Below are 17,754 nucleotides of genomic sequence, written 5' to 3'. Positions count from 1 at the left end.
CAGGCAATTATGCCTGCTTTCTTTTATTTATACATCACAATAATGATAAATATTATTCTTCGTCCGCATCATCTGCTAAATTTGAATCAGGTGCTTCTGATGACTCTTCGCTAATAACTTCATTAACTTCATCGTCATCTAATGCATCATCTTCATCTTCAACACGTTGCAAGCCAACGACCAACTCATCTTCTGTTGTACGAATTAAGGTAACACCTTGTGTATTACGTCCAACAATGCTGACTTCAGAAACACGTGTACGAACTAATGTACCCGCATTCGTGATCATCATAATCTGGTCAGTTTCTTCAACTTGAATTGCACCAACCACTTTACCGTTACGCTCACTCACTTTAATTGAGATAACGCCTTGTGTTGCACGATTCTTCGTTGGGTATTCGCTTTGAGCAGTACGTTTACCATAACCATTTTCAGTTACAGTTAAGATATCTCCTTCACCACGAGGGATGATCAGTGAAACCACTTTATCGTCATCGCTCAGTTTCATACCACGAACACCTGTCGCAGTACGACCCATTGGGCGAACACAATCTTCCGCAAAGCGAACCACTTTACCTTCCGCAGAGAACAGCATAACTTCGTTAGTGCTATCGGTTAAATCAACACCGATTAACTCATCGCCTTCATTTAAATTAACGGCAATGATACCTGCACTACGAGGACGGCTGAAATCTTGCAGAGGCGTTTTCTTCACGGTTCCGCTTGCCGTTGCCATAAAGACAAACTTACCTTCTTCATACTCTCTTACTGGCAAAATGGCGGTAATACGTTCATTTTGCTCAAGAGGTAATAAGTTGATAATTGGACGGCCACGAGCACCGCGACTTGCTTCTGGTAACTGGTAGACTTTCATCCAGTAGAGACGACCACGGCTTGAGAAGCATAAAATCGTGTCATGGGTGTTAGCCACCAATAGACGATCGATAAAGTCTTCTTCTTTAATTCTTGCTGCTGATTTACCTTTACCGCCACGACGCTGTGCTTCGTAATCGGTAAGCGGTTGATACTTAACGTAGCCTTGATGAGAAAGTGTCACAACAACATTTTCTTCATTGATCAAGTCTTCAATATTGATATCAGCCGTATTTTCAGTGATCTCAGTACGGCGAGGATCGTTATACTGATCTTTAACCGCATTTAGCTCTTCACGAATGACTTCCATCAGACGTTCTGGGCTTCTTAAGATATGTAGTAATTCAGCAATTTGGAGTAATAACTCACGATATTCATCTAACAGTTTTTCATGTTCAAGACCGGTTAGTTTCTGCAAACGCAGATCCAAAATGGCTTGAGCTTGTTGCTCTGTTAGATAGTACTTACCGTCATGCACGCCATATTGTGGCTCTAACCATTCAGGACGAGCAACATTGCTGTCGCCAGCACGCTCTAACATGGTAGAAACGCTACCTAAATCCCAAGGTTGTGCAATTAATGCCGCTTTTGCTTCTGCTGGATTTGGTGCTTGACGGATCATTTCAATAACTGGGTCAATGTTCGCCAATGCAACAGCCAGTGCTTCTAAGATATGAGCACGGTCACGCGCTTTGCGTAATTCGTAAATAGTACGACGAGTAACAACTTCACGACGGTGACGAATAAAGGCAGAGATAATTTCTTTTAGATTTAATAATTTTGGCTGGCCTTGGTGAAGCGCAACCATATTAATACCGAAAGAAACCTGCATTTGTGTTTGTGAGAATAAGTGATTTAATACCACTTCACCCACAGCATCACGTTTGATTTCAACGACAATACGCATACCGTCTTTATCAGACTCGTCACGTAATCCGCTAATACCTTCAATACGTTTATCTTTAACAAGCTCTGCAATTTTTTCAATTAAGCGAGCTTTATTCACCTGATAAGGAATTTCTGTCACGATAATAGTTTCGCGACCTGTTTTCTCATCAGTTTCGATGTCAGCCTGAGCACGGATATAAATTTTTCCGCGACCAGTACGGTAAGCATCTAGAATTCCTCTGCGACCATTAATAATAGCGGCAGTTGGGAAATCAGGCCCCGTAATATGTTCCATCAACTCTTCAATCGTGATGTCTTCGTTATCAACATAAGCAAGACAGCCGTCGATAACTTCGCCTAGGTTATGTGGAGGAATGTTTGTTGCCATTCCCACCGCAATCCCTGAAGAACCATTGACTAACAAGTTTGGAATACGGGTTGGCATTACTGCCGGAATATGTTCTGTTCCATCATAGTTAGGAACAAAATCAACCGTTTCTTTTTCCAAATCCGCCAGCAGTTCATGGGCGATTTTCGCCATACGAACTTCGGTATAACGCATCGCAGCAGCCGAGTCACCATCAACTGACCCGAAGTTACCCTGCCCGTCAACCAACATGTAACGCATAGAAAAAGGCTGTGCTAAACGAACAATCGTTTCATAAACAGCACTGTCACCGTGCGGGTGATATTTACCGATAACATCCCCAACAACACGGGCTGATTTTTTATAAGGTTTATTCCAATCGTTTCCTAGTACATTCATCGCGAAAAGCACTCGGCGGTGTACTGGCTTCAGTCCGTCTCGAACATCGGGTAATGCGCGTCCTACAATAACAGACATCGCATAATCCAAATATGAGCTTTTCAGCTCTTCTTCGATATTAACTGGTGTGATTTCTCTGGCAATGTCGCTCATGGAGCCACTGTCCCTCATACTACGGATTCAAAGGTTTAGAACTATACCACAAATCGCCAATTTTTGGAAAAAGGAAACAACTAAATTAATGATCGTTTCGCTATTCTCTTCGATTTCACCGTCTAACGTTGGTAGAATCATGGCAATATGAAAATAGGAGTAATACTTTCTGATGAATGATAAAACAACCTCTTTACATGCTAACGTGGATCAGCATGAAATCGACAAGTTTGAAAGCGTCGCATCACGGTGGTGGGATCTTGAAGGTGAATTTAAGCCATTACACCGTATCAACCCACTAAGACTCAACTATATTCAAGAACGCGCAGACGGCCTATTCGGAAAAAAAGTCCTAGATGTCGGTTGCGGCGGCGGTATTTTGTCTGAAAGTATGGCATGTGCTGGGGCTGAAGTAACAGGTCTTGATATGGGTACAGAGCCATTACAAGTTGCACGTTTGCACTCACTGGAATCAGGTATTCCTGTCACTTACATTCAAGATACTGTTGAAAACCACGCGAATGAAAACCCACAAACTTACGACGTCGTTACCTGTATGGAGATGTTAGAGCACGTTCCTGACCCTTCTTCTGTTGTAAGAGCCTGTGCAAAACTGGTAAAACCTGGTGGGCATGTTTTCTTCTCAACCATCAATCGTAATAAAAAAGCGTGGCTGATGCTGGTGGTAGGTGCGGAATATATTCTGAATATGGTACCTAAGGGCACACATGATGCTAATAAGTTTATTCGCCCGTCAGAATTACTTAGTTGGGTTGATGAAACCGATTTGCGTAGCAAAAATATGATTGGTTTACATTACAACCCGATCACTGACAAATTCCGATTAGCGCCAAATGTCGATGTGAATTATATGGTGCACACACAATCGACACATAACTCGAATTCGTGAAACTGAAAGTTTGATTTGGTTTAATAAAACATCAAACGATCACATTTTTTAAAATTGACTTTACATCGTTGTCACTTGAATTTGTGTTTCTTACTGCCTGTATTTATGCAGGGTACAGGCAGTTGTTAAAAAATTTATCCCCTATTTATCCACAGAAACAATCAGATTTGTACACTTGATCAATCTCTCAATTACCTTTATCTTGTTATCACCATTTGAACCAACCCCTATATATTGTGTTTCCTTAAATTTCACACCACAAGACTCCTTGGCACAGATTGTCATCGGGAGCGTTTTTTTGCGGTATAAAATTTCAGGTAACACTAATGCAAGAAAGGTGCATCGCTCATGAATCACAGCCTGCTCGTCACAAAACGTGATGGTCATAAAGAACGCATTGACTTAGACAAAATTCACCGTGTTATCGCCTGGGCCGCTGAAGGCCTAGAAAATGTCTCTGTATCTCAAGTTGAATTACGTTCTCAGATTCAGTTTTATGATGGTATCAAAACTGCTGATATCCATGAAACGCTGGTAAAAGCTGCTGCAGACTTAATCTCTGGTGAAACGCCTGATTATCAGTATCTCGCTGCCCGTCTTGCCGTATTTAATTTACGTAAAAAAGCGTATGGCCAATTTGAGCCACCAACACTGTATGAGCACGTTAAAAAATTAGTCGATTTAGGCAAATATGATCGCCATCTTCTTGAAGATTACACACAAGAAGAGTTCGAACAGATGAATAACTTTATTGTTCATCAACGTGATATGAACTTCTCCTATGCAGCGGTTAAACAATTAGAAGGTAAATACTTCGTTCAAAACCGTATTACAGGTGAAATTTACGAAAGCGCACAGTTTTTATATGTTTTAGTCGCTGCTTGCTTGTTCTCTCGTTATCCACAAGCAACACGTATGGACTATATCGAACGTTTCTATAATGCGATTTCAACCTTTAAAATCTCATTACCAACACCAATCATGGCGGGTGTAAGAACACCAACTCGTCAATTTAGCTCTTGTGTATTAATTGAGTGTGACGACAGCCTTGATTCTATCAATGCGACATCAAGTGCCATTGTGAAATATGTTTCTCAGCGTGCAGGTATTGGTATTAATGCAGGTCGCATTCGTGCATTAGGTAGTGCTATTCGTAATGGTGAAGCATTCCACACAGGTTGTATCCCTTTCTATAAACACTTCCAGACTGCGGTAAAATCTTGCTCGCAAGGTGGTGTTCGTGGTGGTGCGGCAACTTTATTCTATCCATTATGGCATTTAGAAGTTGAAAGCCTGCTGGTACTGAAAAATAACCGTGGTGTTGATGATAACCGTGTTCGTCATTTAGATTACGGCGTTCAGTTAAACAAATTAATGTATGAACGTTTAATCAAAGGTCAGGATATTACTTTATTCAGCCCTTCTGATGTCCCTGGTTTATATGATGCATTCTTTGCTGATCAAGATGAATTTGAACGTTTATACGTGCAATATGAGAAAGATAAGAGCATCCGCCAAAAACAAGTTAAAGCGGTTGAGTTATTCTCATTAATGATGCAAGAACGTGCATCAACTGGCCGTATTTACATTCAGAACGTTGACCATTGTAATACACATAGCCCATTTGATCCGGCAGTTGCACCAATTCGCCAATCAAACTTATGCTTAGAAATTGCACTGCCAACTAAACCATTAAATGATATTAAAGATCCTAATGGTGAAATTGCACTGTGTACGTTATCTGCATTTAACTTAGGCGCAATTGAAAATCTTGATGATTTAGAAGAACTTGCTCGTTTAGCCGTTCGCTCATTGGATGCACTGTTAGATTATCAAGATTACCCAATCTTAGCAGCAAAACAAGGTGCTATGGGTCGTCGCACCTTAGGTATTGGCGTTATTAACTTTGCTTATTATTTAGCAAAACACGGTGTTCGCTACTCTGATGGTAGTGCAAATAACTTAACTCATCGTGCATTTGAAGCAATTCAATACTATTTATTAAAAGCATCTAATGAATTAGCGAAAGAACAAGGCGCATGCCCATGGTTTAATGAAACCACTTACGCTGACGGTATTTTACCTATTGATACCTACAAAAAATCATTAGATGTACTGACAAAAGAACCTCTGCATTACGATTGGGAAAGTTTACGCAAAGATATTAAAGAGCACGGTTTACGTAACTCAACACTGTCTGCACTGATGCCATCAGAAACATCTTCACAGATTTCGAATGCAACAAATGGTATCGAACCACCGCGTGGTTATATCAGTATTAAAGCCTCTAAAGACGGTATTTTACGTCAAGTGGTTCCTGAGTATGAGCGTTTGAAAGGCGCTTATGAATTACTATGGCAAATGCCAAGTATTGAAGGTTACTTGCAGTTAGTGGGCATCATGCAGAAATTCGTTGACCAAGCTATTTCAGCGAACACTAACTACGATCCTACTCGTTTCCCTAGCGGTAAGGTTCCAATGAACCAACTGCTGAAAGATTTGCTGCTCGCTTACAAATACGGTGTGAAAACACTTTATTATCACAATACCCGTGACGGTGCAGATGATGTACAGGGTGATCTGGAAGAAGTCGTTGAGACGGAAGATTCAGATTGTGAAGGCGGCGCGTGTAAAATTTAATTGAGGAAGCTATGTCTTATACTACTTTTTCACAAGTTAAAAATGATCAACTTCAGGAGCCCATGTTTTTTGGGCAACCTGTTAACGTAGCGCGTTATGATCAGCAAAAATACCCTATTTTTGAAAAGCTAATTGAAAAACAGCTCTCTTTCTTCTGGCGTCCAGAAGAAGTGGACGTTTCTCGTGATCGCATTGACTACAATGCCTTACCTGATCATGAAAAACATATTTTTATTAGTAATTTAAAATATCAAACACTGTTGGATTCAATTCAAGGAAGAAGCCCTAACGTGGCATTCTTACCTTTGATCTCGATCCCAGAGTTAGAGACATGGATTGAGACATGGTCATTCTCTGAAACCATTCACTCACGCTCTTATACTCACATTATTCGTAATATTGTTAATGATCCGTCAGTTGTATTTGATGATATCGTTGAAAATGAAGAAATATTAAAACGCGCGCGTGATATTTCTTCTTATTATGATGAGTTAATCAAACTAACAAATCTTTATCACATGTATGGTGAAGGTGACCATCAAGTTAAAGATAAAACGATTCATGTCTCGTTACGCAAATTAAAGAAACAGCTTTATCTGTGCTTAATGAGCGTCAACGCACTAGAAGCGATCCGCTTCTATGTTAGCTTTGCCTGTTCATTTGCCTTTGCTGAACGTGAACTGATGGAAGGTAACGCGAAGATCATTCGTCTAATTGCTCGTGACGAAGCGCTACACTTAACAGGTACACAGCACATGCTGAATTTACTGCGTTCAGGCCAAGATGATCCTGAAATGGCAGAAATTGCAGCAGAATGTGAGCAAGAATGTTATGACCTGTTCGTTGAAGCCGCAGAGCAAGAAAAAGAATGGGCTGAATACCTATTCTCTGAAGGCTCTATGATTGGTTTGAATAAAGATATCCTTTGCCAATATGTTGAATATATTACCAATATTCGTATGCAAGCAGTGGGTCTTAAATTACCATTTAAAGCGCGTTCTAACCCTATTCCATGGATCAATGCATGGTTAGTGTCTGACAACGTTCAAGTGGCACCTCAAGAAGTTGAAGTCAGTTCTTACCTAGTGGGTCAAATCGATTCACAAGTTGATACTGATGATTTAAGTAACTTTGAACTGTAATACTGAGAAATAACACCGATACGTTATGGCATCTCATAAAGTGACCCTGCATCAGCAGGGTCTTTCAAAACCTTTAGAATTTCACACTGACACCCACCCCTCTTTGCTTGATGCATTAGAGCATGGGAAAGTCCAAGTCGAATACCAATGTCGCGAAGGCTATTGTGGCTCTTGTCGTCTGCGCCTAGTGAAAGGCAAAGTTTGTTATCGCAATGAACCTTTAGCGTTTATCCAAGCTGATGAAATCTTACCTTGTAGCTGTCATCCCATCAGTGATATCGAAATAGAAATATACTCTGAATAATTTGAATTATCTTAATTTGAGCTTTTTTCTAACACTCTTGTTCAACTTTGACTAAGGTTAAGTTAACACGATAAAAAAAGGAAAAGCATTATGAAATTAAAGTCTATTTTCTCAGTCATTGCTATTTCTACATCAATTCTGCTTGTTGCAGGCTGTTCAAGTCCACAAAAAATAGAAACAGTAAATGGGGAAACAATTTTAACGACGGATAAACCCCAAGAAGATGAAGCAACTGGATTAATTACCTACAAAGATTCAGAAACCGGACAAATTAAACAAATTAATCGTGATCAAATAAGACGAATGGTAGAGCTTGACGATTAACGCTTTTATAAACCCTTCTCTTAAAGCGCCAATTCATATTTATGATTGGCGTTTTTTTATTCACAAAATTTTTTTTGTAAACTAATAATTACACTATACGTAATTAAAATTTGACAGAAATTTGCCATTCTTATACTCTGCTTTTTAAGTAAATAAAATAGTCTAGTGAACAGAGGATCTTGTGAAGAATCGCACTATAGGCAGTGTTTTTATTGTTGCAGGAACAACAATTGGGGCAGGTATGTTGGCAATGCCACTGGCTGCTGTGGGTATTGGCTTTAGCACGATGATGCTATTGCTTGTTGGCTTATGGTTATTGATGAGCTATACCGCATTACTGCTGGTGGAAGTTTATCAATACAACGATCCTCATACTGGCCTTGGCTCTATTGCAAAACGCTATCTCGGTATCGGCGGTCAAGTTATCACTGGCCTCGCACTGTTGCTATTAATGTATGCGTTAACGACCGCTTATATTAGTGGTGCAGGTGAATTACTTTCGGCCACCCTTTCATCTTGGGTTGGTCATGAGCTTTCTGTCACTCAAGGTATTATTATCTTTACAGTGATTGGCGGGGCTGTAGTAGGAATTGGTACAACATCGGTTGACCTGATTAACCGTCTATTATTTACGGCAAAAGTTTTCTTCCTCATATTTATGCTCATTGTGATGTTACCTCACGTTGAGTCAGTAAATTTAACCTCAATGCCAGTGGCGTATGGGCTTATTCTTTCCGCTATTCCTGTGATTTTTACCTCATTTGGTTTCCACGGTAGTGTGCCAAGTATTGTAAGCTACATGAATGGGGATATTAAAAAGCTACGCATTATCTTTATTATTGGTAGTGCTATTCCGCTTGTTGCTTATATCTTATGGCAAATTGCCACATTAGGTGCCATCCCAACAAATACTTTTATGGGAATTATGGCGCAACAATCTGGATTAAATGGCTTACTGACAGCTATTCGTGATGTTGTTGCTACACCTCGCGTGAATATTGCAGTTAACTTATTTGCGGCATTGGCTTTGGCTACTTCATTCCTTGGTGTTGCATTAGGTCTATTTGATTATCTTGCAGATCTCTTTAAGCGCAGTAATCGCGCAACTGGGCGCGTTCAATCAAGCCTGTTAACCTTTGTTCCACCTTTAGTTTGTGCACTTTATTTCCCTAACTTTGTGCAAGCATTAGCTTATGCAGCTATCGCACTATCAATCTTAGCATTACTTCTACCCGCTTTATTAGTCTGGAAAGTTAGACAAGAACAAAACGGGGCTGATAAATACAAAGTTAAAGGAGGGAAAGGCGCATTAAGTATTGTGTTTATTTGTGGCCTGATAGTTATAGGCATTCAAATCGCCATCACTTTTGGTCTATTACCTCAAGTTGGCTAACTCATCCCTTTCTTATAGACGACAAAAAAGCAGGTGCTGATTTTAGACACCTGCTTTTTTTGATTCAGATATAGCGTCGAGATTAGAAACTTAAACCGGCACCCACATAGAAACCATCAGCTAATTTATTATTGCTTCTATTATGTGAGTTTTCGATTTCAATCACACGATAACCTGCATTGACATGCAATGGTTTAAATACCGTTAATTGTGCACCCACATCAGCTTCATAATAAGATTTGCTACCAGAGGTTAATCCTTCAGGAGATGCATAGGCTTCGCCATACACACTTAAAGAAGGCAGAACATTCCAGTTAAGACCCACACCACCCGCTAAAGCAGCACCATCATCACCATTTTTGGGTGCTAAATAGAGTGCTTTACCACCAACACTTGCTGAAAAAGGCCCTAATGGCAGAGCAAACTTTGCACCTAGGCTACCTAACTGACCATCATGATCACTACGAGCCCAGTTACCATTAAAAGAAAGACCCGCATTAGGATCACCTAAACCAGCGCGAACATCAGTATAATGTTCCCCTGCTTGAATATTCATTGATACTGCATTGGCATTTCCAGCCACAAACAGCGCACTTAACGCACCGACCAATAAATATTTTTTCATTGTTATTACTCCAGCAAATAATTGTCCTAACTTATAATTATACAACAAATTTATTAAACAACTTGACTCAAAATTGAAAGATAATCTGTAGAATTTTCAATCTATGTAAATAAGTTACGACTATCAATATTATTGGTCTAATTGGTTTTATTAATGAGTTTAATATTGCTAAAGTGGAATTGCAGTCAATATTAACCATAATAAGTATAAGGCTGTTCGCTTCGTTTTATTCACACATGCTATTTTTTAGAACGTTTACTATTTCATAAACTGGAGATATGTGATGGAAAAGAAAAAGCTAACAACGGCGTCAGGCGCACCTGTTGTAGACAATAATAACTCAATGACAGCAGGCCCTCGTGGTCCGATGTTACTTCAAGATGTCTGGTTTCTAGAAAAACTAGCTCACTTTGATCGTGAAGTTATCCCAGAAAGACGTATGCACGCAAAAGGCTCTGGTGCTTTTGGTACATTTAAAGTCACTCACGATATTACGAAATATACTCGCGCTAAAATTTTCTCTAAAGTGGGTAAAAAAACAGAAATGTTTGCCCGTTTTTCAACTGTTGCTGGTGAAAGAGGTGCCGCAGATGCCGAGCGTGATATTCGTGGCTTTGCGTTAAAATTTTATACCGAAGAGGGTAACTGGGATATGGTGGGTAACAACACCCCTGTTTTCTATCTTCGTGATGCCTTAAAATTCCCAGACTTAAACCACGTTGTAAAACGTGATCCTAAAACTAACCTACGCAATATGGCATATAAATGGGATTTTTTCTCTCATTTACCAGAAGCTTTACACCAATTAACCATTGATATGAGCGATCGTGGTTTACCACAAAGTTATCGTTTTATTCACGGTTTTGGTAGCCATACTTATAGCTTTATTAATAAAGACAATGAGCGTTTCTGGGTTAAATTTCATTTCCGTTGCCAACAAGGCATTAAAAACCTGATGGATGATGAGGCTGAGACTTTAGTCGGTAAAGATAGAGAAAGCTCGCAGCGTGATTTATTTGATGCTATTGAGCGTGGTGATTTCCCTCGCTGGAATTTACAAATTCAAGTAATGCCAGAAAAAGAAGCGTCAAAAGTTCCTTATAATCCTTTTGATTTAACTAAAGTTTGGCCTCATGCTGATTATCCATTAATTGATGTGGGCTATTTCGAGTTAAACCGTAACCCTGAAAACTACTTTTCTGATGTAGAGCAAGCGGCATTTAGCCCTGCTAATATTGTTCCGGGTATTGGTTTCTCTCCAGATAAGATGCTACAAGGCCGTCTATTCTCTTATGGTGATGCTCACCGTTATCGTTTAGGTGTTAATCATCATCAAATCCCTGTGAATGCACCACAATGCCCATTCCATAATTATCATCGTGATGGTGCAATGCGTGTTGATGGTAATAGTGGTAGCGGTATTACTTATGAGCCAAATAATGGCGGTATGTTCCAAGAACAGCCTAATTTTAAAGAGCCACCATTGTCCATCGAAGGTGCGGCAGATCACTGGAATCATCGTGAAGACGAAGATTATTTCAGCCAACCTCGCGCACTGTATGAATTACTGAGTGATGAAGAGCATCAACGTATGTTTTCTCGCATCGCAGGTGAGTTAATTCAAGCAAGTAAAGATACACAAAAACGCCAAATTGCCTTATTTAAGAAAGTCCATCCTGAATATGGCGCAGGCGTTGAAAAAGCAATGAAAGCGCTAGCAAAAAAAGACGCTAAGTAACTTATAATAAGAAGCCTTGTGAGCAACTCGGCAAAAATAATAAGGCACCTTCGGGTGTCTTTCTCTAATAATCTTTAGGACTTATTGTCTATTTTATGCTCATCATTTTAACCATGACGAACATAGATTTAAATTACTTTTATCTACCTTTTATATTAGAAATAGAATTTTGAGAGGAGGCTCGAAAAATACATCGATATTACTTCAACAGTTGCCCTTTCACCCATTGCTGCACTTGTTTACGAGAGATTTTAATTCCACCATTTTTAAGACTTTCAGGAAGTTGTAAGCAAGCAACAGGTCTTTGAAATCCGGCTAATCGGGAGTGATACCACTGTGGTAATTGATTGATGATTTCAATATCAGCATCAACAACTGCAACTGGACGTTGTCCAAATTCGGCATCATCGATAGGAACAACAAAAGATTGGCTAACACTTGGATGTGTATTAAGAATTTTTTCAATATCTTCCGGTTGGATCCCTTCACCAGCACTGAAAAAAAGATTGTCCAAACGGCCTAAAACACACCATTCTTCGGCACTAAAACAACCTTTATCTCGTGTTGAATACCAACCATCAGCCGTAAGCGATAGCGGTTTTAATTTACTATCAAACCAATACCCTAGTGCAACACTGTCAGACATTATCTGGAGTTCATCATCCACTAACCTAACTTCTTTGCCTTTTAGTGGAAGTCCTACTCCCGCTTTACCATCTGCACGCTTGGCACAAACGGTTGATGCCATTTCCGTCATACCGTAGCCACACCAGCATTGAATTCCCCAATGTTCTGCTTCTTGCGTTAGCTCAATAGGGATCATTGCTCCGCCTAATAAAACAGATTTTAGGGTAATAGGTTGTTGATTATCTTGTTGCGCTCTATTTTGTAAGAAGCGCCATAATTGTGTGGGAACTAAAGAGGCATGAGTACAACCTTGCAAAGCATCTACAAAAGGATGCATTTCGCGCACCACCAGCGTTGCTCCGCGTAATAACCAGCGCCAAAGTATACCTTGTCCTGAAACGTGAAATAGAGGCAAAGAGAGTAACCAACTATCCCCTTTTTCCAAAGGCATTAATGATAAAACACCCATTGCACTGCAAAGATGTGCGTCAAAGGTGTGTACCGCGGCTTTAGGCAAACCTGATGAGCCTGATGTCAAAATAAGTGTTGCCATACGAGATGGCGTCCATAGGACATCATTTACTGTTTGAGTTTTATATTGACGTGACGTGTTATCTAACTCCACACCACTAAGATCAAGCAATGTTGCATTTAAATCTAGCGGTGTTTCACTCAAATCAGCATAAAAATCAATGCCTAAGTGAGGTAATAATTCATCAAGTAAAGATTTTGGAAGCTGTGGATTTAAAGGTAATACCTTTGCACCACATTGAAAAACAGCGAGCAATGCGAAAACAAGATTAATGTGATTTTTTCCACGTAACAACACAGTGTTTTGTGTATCAACACCTTGTTTAGCAAAATTATTAGCTAACTGATTAATATGACAACTTAGTTGCTGCCATGTAATAGGTGAATTGCCTGAAATGATGGCCGTTTCATTTGGGGTTAATTGTGCCCAGTGATGCCACGGCCATTGCTTAAATGGAACTACTGTTGCCATACTGTCTCTAGCTGTTCAAGAGAGATAAGCGGAATATCCACATTTGGCCAAGATCGAATAAGTTGTTGTTTAATCAAATCAACCGTATCCAGCCCCGGAATGCTATTAGGCGTTAACCATTGTGCAATTCTGGCTAATTGAGTAAGCCCGAAACTACTTTCAATGCTTGAACTGATAATGGCATCTAACCCTAACGTATGTGCTTGTTTAACAAGCATTTGACAACGTTCAAGACTTCCCACTAACGTAGGTTTAATAACAATCGTTGTCACACCAGGTTGTGGTTTTACTTCAAAACCATCATCACGCACCGTTTCATCCCAAGCGATATTAATGCCGGTTGCTTGAGAAAAAGCCAGTGACTCTTCAGGTGTTTTACAAGGCTCTTCTAAAAACGCAATACGGTCACGCCATTGCGGATTAACATACTTCGCAAAGCCTTCTGCTTTTGCTGGTGTCCAGCTTCGATTGGCATCAAGTCTAAGTTTTAAGTCAGGGATAGCTTCTAATAACAGGTTAACGACTATTCCATCACGCACAGCTTCATATAAGCCAACCTTGATTTTAGCGACCTTTTCACCTTTCATATCATTAAGGCTTAAAATCAAATCATCAGGATCGCCATTACATAAGGGTGCAGCACGATAATTCGCGTCTTGTGGCAATGTATCTTCAAGCTCTGCTAATGCACAGCTAATACCAAAAGCTACACTTGGTAGTTCACTATGAACAGGGTTTTCACCCGCACACCAAGCTGTTAGCCAAGATTGTGTAGCCTCTTGTGCTTGTTCTAAAGTTTCACGGCTAAACTCAGGAAGAGGTGAAATTTCACCCCATCCTTGTTTGCCATTTTGCTCTAAACAGACAAGAAAACCATCACGCGTTTTTAGCCTTTGATAGCGCAGAACAACGCCTGCATCTACAGGTAGGCTGAATGAATAGAGTTTGGCGTTTCGCATTATGGGTTACGCTTAAATCGAGTGAAATCAGGTTGACGTTTTTCGTTAAAGGCGTTGCGACCTTCTTGACCTTCATCTGTCATATAGAACAGCATAGTTGCATTGCCTGCTAATTCTTGAAGGCCAGCTTGACCATCACAGTCTGCATTTAATGCGGCTTTCAGGCAACGTAATGCCATTGGGCTGTTTTCCAGCATTTCACGACACCAGCGTACAGTTTCTTTTTCAAGATCTGCGTAAGGAACAACGGTGTTAACCAAGCCCATTTCTAAAGCTTCTTTTGCATCATATTGACGGCATAAGAACCAGATTTCGCGTGCTTTCTTTTGACCAACAATACGAGCCATATAAGAAGCGCCCCAGCCCCCATCAAAAGAACCCACTTTAGGGCCAGTTTGACCAAAAATAGCGTTTTCAGCAGCGATAGTTAAGTCACACATCATATGAAGTACATGACCACCACCGATAGAGTAACCTGCAACCATTGCTACAACAGGTTTTGGACAAGTACGGATTTGGCGTTGGAAATCCAACACGTTCAGGTGATGAGTACCGCTATCATCGCGATATCCGCCGTAGTCGCCACGAATTTTTTGATCGCCACCTGCACAGAATGCTTTTTCACCCGCACCCGTTAAAATGATAGTACCAATTGTGTCATCATAACGTGCATCAGCTAATGCTTGGATCATCTCTTTCACTGTCAAAGGACGGAAAGCATTACGCACTTGCGGGCGGTTAATCGTAATTTTTGCAATGCCATCGACTGATTTATGATAGAGGATATCTTCAAAACCTTCAGAACAATCCTGCCATTCAATCGGTGCATATAATTTTTCTTCGCTCGGGTAAAGCATAATTAGGTTCCTTTAACCAAAGAGGGATAAAACATGATTTATCACCGCAGCATAAGCAACAGGCTGTGCCTGATGGGCATTATGACCAGCATGCGGGATAGTCGTTAATGGCAGCGAATATTGCTGCGCAATAGATTGAAATTTATTATCTTTTTCACCACAAAGCCAAATAAATGGCAAAGTGAGTTGCTGTAATTCTGTGACAAGCCAAGGCTGATGTCCTAAAGAAAGTGTTTCTAAACTTTCTGCAATACAAAAACCCGCATTACGGCAACGTTTTTCAACGAGTAACTGGCGTTTATCATCGCTTAAATCGGCAAATACTGGTTGCTGATACCACTGGGTCAATACATCGCTGATAGGCTCATTACGAAAACGTTCGGCCCAGCGCTTATCATGTGCAAGGCGATTTTGTCTTTCCGTTGCATCATATAAACCCGGATTTCCGCCTTCTACAATTAATCCCATTAATCCCGTAATATCACCAAAACATGCGTGATACATAGAAATTCTGCCACCTAACGAGTAGCCAATTAACCAATAGTGGTCAATACCTTGCTCTTTAAGTGTGTCTGTTAGTAATGCACTAACTTCAACAAAATCTTTCGCGCTGATAGATGCAGAACTACCATGACGAGGCAAATCAATCACAAGTGATGGATATTCATGGCAAGCCTGGATCACAGGCTCCCATTCACAACCTTCACCTAATAGCCCATGTAACCAGACTAACCAAGGCCCTTCATTATGGGTATTATATCGCTGACATGCTAAAGTCATGAGATGTTACCTGTTTTACCAGCTGATTTAATGTTTTTGCACCATCAGTATCATCAACAATTAATTCAATTAATGTCGTTGTTGGCGCCCCTGTCCAGCACGCCTGAACAGTCGTTAACAGTGCATCCCAATTTGTTGGTGATACATAATGCAAGCCAAACATTGCGGCTGCATGTTTGAAATTTAATGAGTGAGGCATACAGTAAAAGCGTTCTCGCTCTGCCTCTGGTGTTGGTAGCATTGAAAATATTTGCCCACCGTTATTATTCACTACGATAATAACATTAGGTGCATAAACTTGTTGATGCAACGCTAAACTATTTAAATCATACAGTGCAGATAAATCACCTAATATTGTTAATGTTGGCTTTTCTGTTGCACGATGAACACCCGCAGATGTTGAAATCAAACCATCAATACCACTCGCACCTCGATTGCTCATCACAGGATAACCTTGAGGAAGCTGAGCAAATGCATCAATTAATCGTACTATCAGACTATTGCCAACAAATAACTGTCCATCATTAGGAAGTAATTTATCTAATTGGTGCGCAACCTGTGCCTCACCAAAATAATCCGTTATTTCACTGACCTTTTGATACGTTTGTTTGGCTATATTAGTTAATGCATTTGTCCACGGTGAATTATCAACCGCAGGATGTGCCGTTAACCATTGCATTGGTGGTAATGTAAATTTCTCACCTTGGTGATGACCAGGATCTAAGCGTCCCGGAATAGGATCAATAACCCAATACGTTTTTGGTGAACATCCTACTTGCCATTGCAATAAGCGTTTGCCTGTTAAACTTGAACCAAATTGAATAACGATTTCAGCTTTATTTAATTCTGATTTTATATGTGGATTATTCAACCATAAATCGGCACAAGGTAACGGTTGCCCAGTTTGTGATAATACATCACCCAATAAAGGCCAACCTAATTGTGAAGCCCATTTTGCGACTTCAACACCCTCTTCTGGACTAATACGCCCGGCAATAACCACACCTTTTTTCTCACGCAATGCATTCCATTGAGGATGCATAGTGACAGAGGTAAAAAGTGTTTCTTGTAGCCACGGTTTATCACTTTGCCACCAATCCCCTAAAACTTCAGTCCATGGAGTCGATGTTTCAACATCATCACCATATAAAGGTTCTGCAAAAGGACAATTGACGTGCAATGCACCATGAACCAATGTATTCATTGCGTTATCAAGGGTAGAGACTAACCAGCTTGCAGAAATGTCTGCTGTTGGTCTTGGTAAAGAGAGTGTTTGTGAAGGATGCGTTGCAAAAATACCTTGCTGGCGAATAGCTTGGTTTGCACCACAATCAATTAATTCAGGTGGTCTATCTGCGGTTAAAAAGACAACTCGCTCACCCGTTAATCCTGCTTCAATCAAAGCCGGATATAAATTGGCAACGGCGGTTCCCGATGTCACGATCACAGCGACAGGCTCTTTAGTTGCTTTTGCGAGGCCCAAAGCTAAATGACCAAGACCACGCTCATCAAAATGTGTATGGCAAACTAACTTTTGATTGGCAGCCGCCGCAAGTGTTAAAGGGGTCGAACGAGATCCGGGGGCAATACAGATATGGCGTAAGCCATGACGAGTCAAAGTTTCGAGTATAACTTTAGCCCATTGGCGATTAAACGAACTATTAGACATTGATCATCCCAACAACGAAAACCTGCAATTGCTATTATAATATCTGTTCCTAAATACTTTTCCTTAGCCTAGTTCAATGAACAGAAGTTTTCGTTAAATAAAT

14 protein-coding genes are annotated in these 17,754 nt (G+C 40.3%); 7 read left to right on the top strand and 7 right to left on the bottom strand.

The features are described 5' to 3' along the window. Nucleotides 1-52: 52 nt before the first annotated feature. Entirely contained in the window at nt 53-2,680 is a 2,628-nt protein-coding gene (gene gyrA, locus GTK47_RS09985; RefSeq protein ID WP_165122945.1) for a DNA topoisomerase (ATP-hydrolyzing) subunit A, read from the bottom strand. 172 nt (nt 2,681-2,852) lie between these two features. Here gyrA and ubiG point away from each other — a divergent pair, with 172 nt between their 5' ends. The 6 genes from ubiG (at nt 2,853) to tyrP (ending at nt 9,393) form a co-directional block, all read left to right on the top strand. Then, the gene (gene ubiG, locus GTK47_RS09980; protein ID WP_102949485.1) at nt 2,853-3,590 is read left to right on the top strand and encodes a bifunctional 2-polyprenyl-6-hydroxyphenol methylase/3-demethylubiquinol 3-O-methyltransferase UbiG; all 738 of its coding nucleotides are present in this window, start codon (nt 2,853-2,855) and stop codon (nt 3,588-3,590) included. A gap of 348 nt (nt 3,591-3,938) precedes the next feature. Next, the gene (gene nrdA / locus GTK47_RS09975; protein ID WP_165122944.1) at nt 3,939-6,230 is read left to right on the top strand and encodes a class 1a ribonucleoside-diphosphate reductase subunit alpha; all 2,292 of its coding nucleotides are present in this window, start codon (nt 3,939-3,941) and stop codon (nt 6,228-6,230) included. 11 nt (nt 6,231-6,241) lie between these two features. Continuing rightward, nucleotides 6,242-7,372 (top strand): class Ia ribonucleoside-diphosphate reductase subunit beta, encoded by a 1,131-nt coding sequence (gene nrdB, locus GTK47_RS09970; protein WP_165122943.1) that lies wholly within the window; start codon nt 6,242-6,244, stop codon nt 7,370-7,372. 25 nt (nt 7,373-7,397) lie between these two features. Continuing rightward, on the top strand, nt 7,398-7,676 hold the full coding sequence (gene yfaE / locus GTK47_RS09965; RefSeq protein ID WP_165122942.1) for a class I ribonucleotide reductase maintenance protein YfaE: 279 nt from the start codon (nt 7,398-7,400) through the stop codon (nt 7,674-7,676). A 90-nt stretch (nt 7,677-7,766) separates the two neighbouring features. Further along, complete coding sequence (locus GTK47_RS09960) at nt 7,767-8,000, top strand: YgdI/YgdR family lipoprotein (protein ID WP_036935606.1); 234 nt, start codon at nt 7,767-7,769, stop codon at nt 7,998-8,000. Nucleotides 8,001-8,181: 181 nt separating this feature from the next. Beyond that, entirely contained in the window at nt 8,182-9,393 is a 1,212-nt protein-coding gene (tyrP, locus tag GTK47_RS09955; protein WP_165122941.1) for a tyrosine transporter TyrP, read from the top strand. 82 nt (nt 9,394-9,475) lie between these two features. Here tyrP and GTK47_RS09950 read toward each other — a convergent pair whose 3' ends face one another. Then, complete coding sequence (locus tag GTK47_RS09950; RefSeq protein ID WP_165122940.1) at nt 9,476-10,018, bottom strand: YfaZ family outer membrane protein; 543 nt, start codon at nt 10,016-10,018, stop codon at nt 9,476-9,478. Nucleotides 10,019-10,301: 283 nt separating this feature from the next. On the opposite strand from GTK47_RS09950, the gene GTK47_RS09945 reads away from it, so the two are divergent. After that, nucleotides 10,302-11,756: a catalase gene (locus GTK47_RS09945; protein ID WP_098942372.1), complete on the top strand. Its 1,455-nt coding sequence runs from the start codon at nt 10,302-10,304 to the stop codon at nt 11,754-11,756. A gap of 199 nt (nt 11,757-11,955) precedes the next feature. On the opposite strand, the gene menE is transcribed toward GTK47_RS09945, so the two are convergent. The 5 genes from menE to menD are packed head-to-tail and all read right to left on the bottom strand — an operon-like array spanning nt 11,956 to nt 17,651. Further along, nucleotides 11,956-13,386, bottom strand: a complete 1,431-nt coding sequence (gene menE / locus GTK47_RS09940; protein WP_165122939.1) for an o-succinylbenzoate--CoA ligase — start codon at nt 13,384-13,386, stop codon at nt 11,956-11,958. Next, a complete protein-coding gene (gene menC, locus GTK47_RS09935) occupies nt 13,374-14,345 on the bottom strand; it encodes an o-succinylbenzoate synthase (protein WP_165122938.1) in 972 nt (323 codons plus the stop codon). Before menC ends, menE begins: the two co-directional genes overlap by 13 nt. Beyond that, nucleotides 14,345-15,202 (bottom strand): 1,4-dihydroxy-2-naphthoyl-CoA synthase, encoded by an 858-nt coding sequence (gene menB / locus GTK47_RS09930; protein ID WP_075670662.1) that lies wholly within the window; start codon nt 15,200-15,202, stop codon nt 14,345-14,347. The genes menC and menB overlap by 1 nt, the downstream gene beginning before the upstream one ends. A gap of 12 nt (nt 15,203-15,214) precedes the next feature. Continuing rightward, nucleotides 15,215-15,982, bottom strand: coding sequence for a 2-succinyl-6-hydroxy-2,4-cyclohexadiene-1-carboxylate synthase (gene menH / locus GTK47_RS09925; protein WP_165122937.1), 768 nt, complete (start codon nt 15,980-15,982; stop codon nt 15,215-15,217). Beyond that, nucleotides 15,957-17,651 carry a 2-succinyl-5-enolpyruvyl-6-hydroxy-3-cyclohexene-1-carboxylic-acid synthase gene (gene menD / locus GTK47_RS09920; protein ID WP_165122936.1) on the bottom strand — a complete coding sequence of 565 codons (1,695 nt, stop codon included), beginning with the start codon at nt 17,649-17,651 and terminating at the stop codon, nt 15,957-15,959. Before menD ends, menH begins: the two co-directional genes overlap by 26 nt. Nucleotides 17,652-17,754 lie beyond the last annotated feature (103 nt).

The sequence above is a fragment of the Proteus sp. ZN5 genome (assembly GCF_011046025.1).
Lineage (GTDB): Bacteria > Pseudomonadota > Gammaproteobacteria > Enterobacterales > Enterobacteriaceae > Proteus.
The sequence above is the reverse complement of the archived record's forward strand: the minus strand, read 5'-3'. Positions and strand labels throughout refer to the sequence as shown.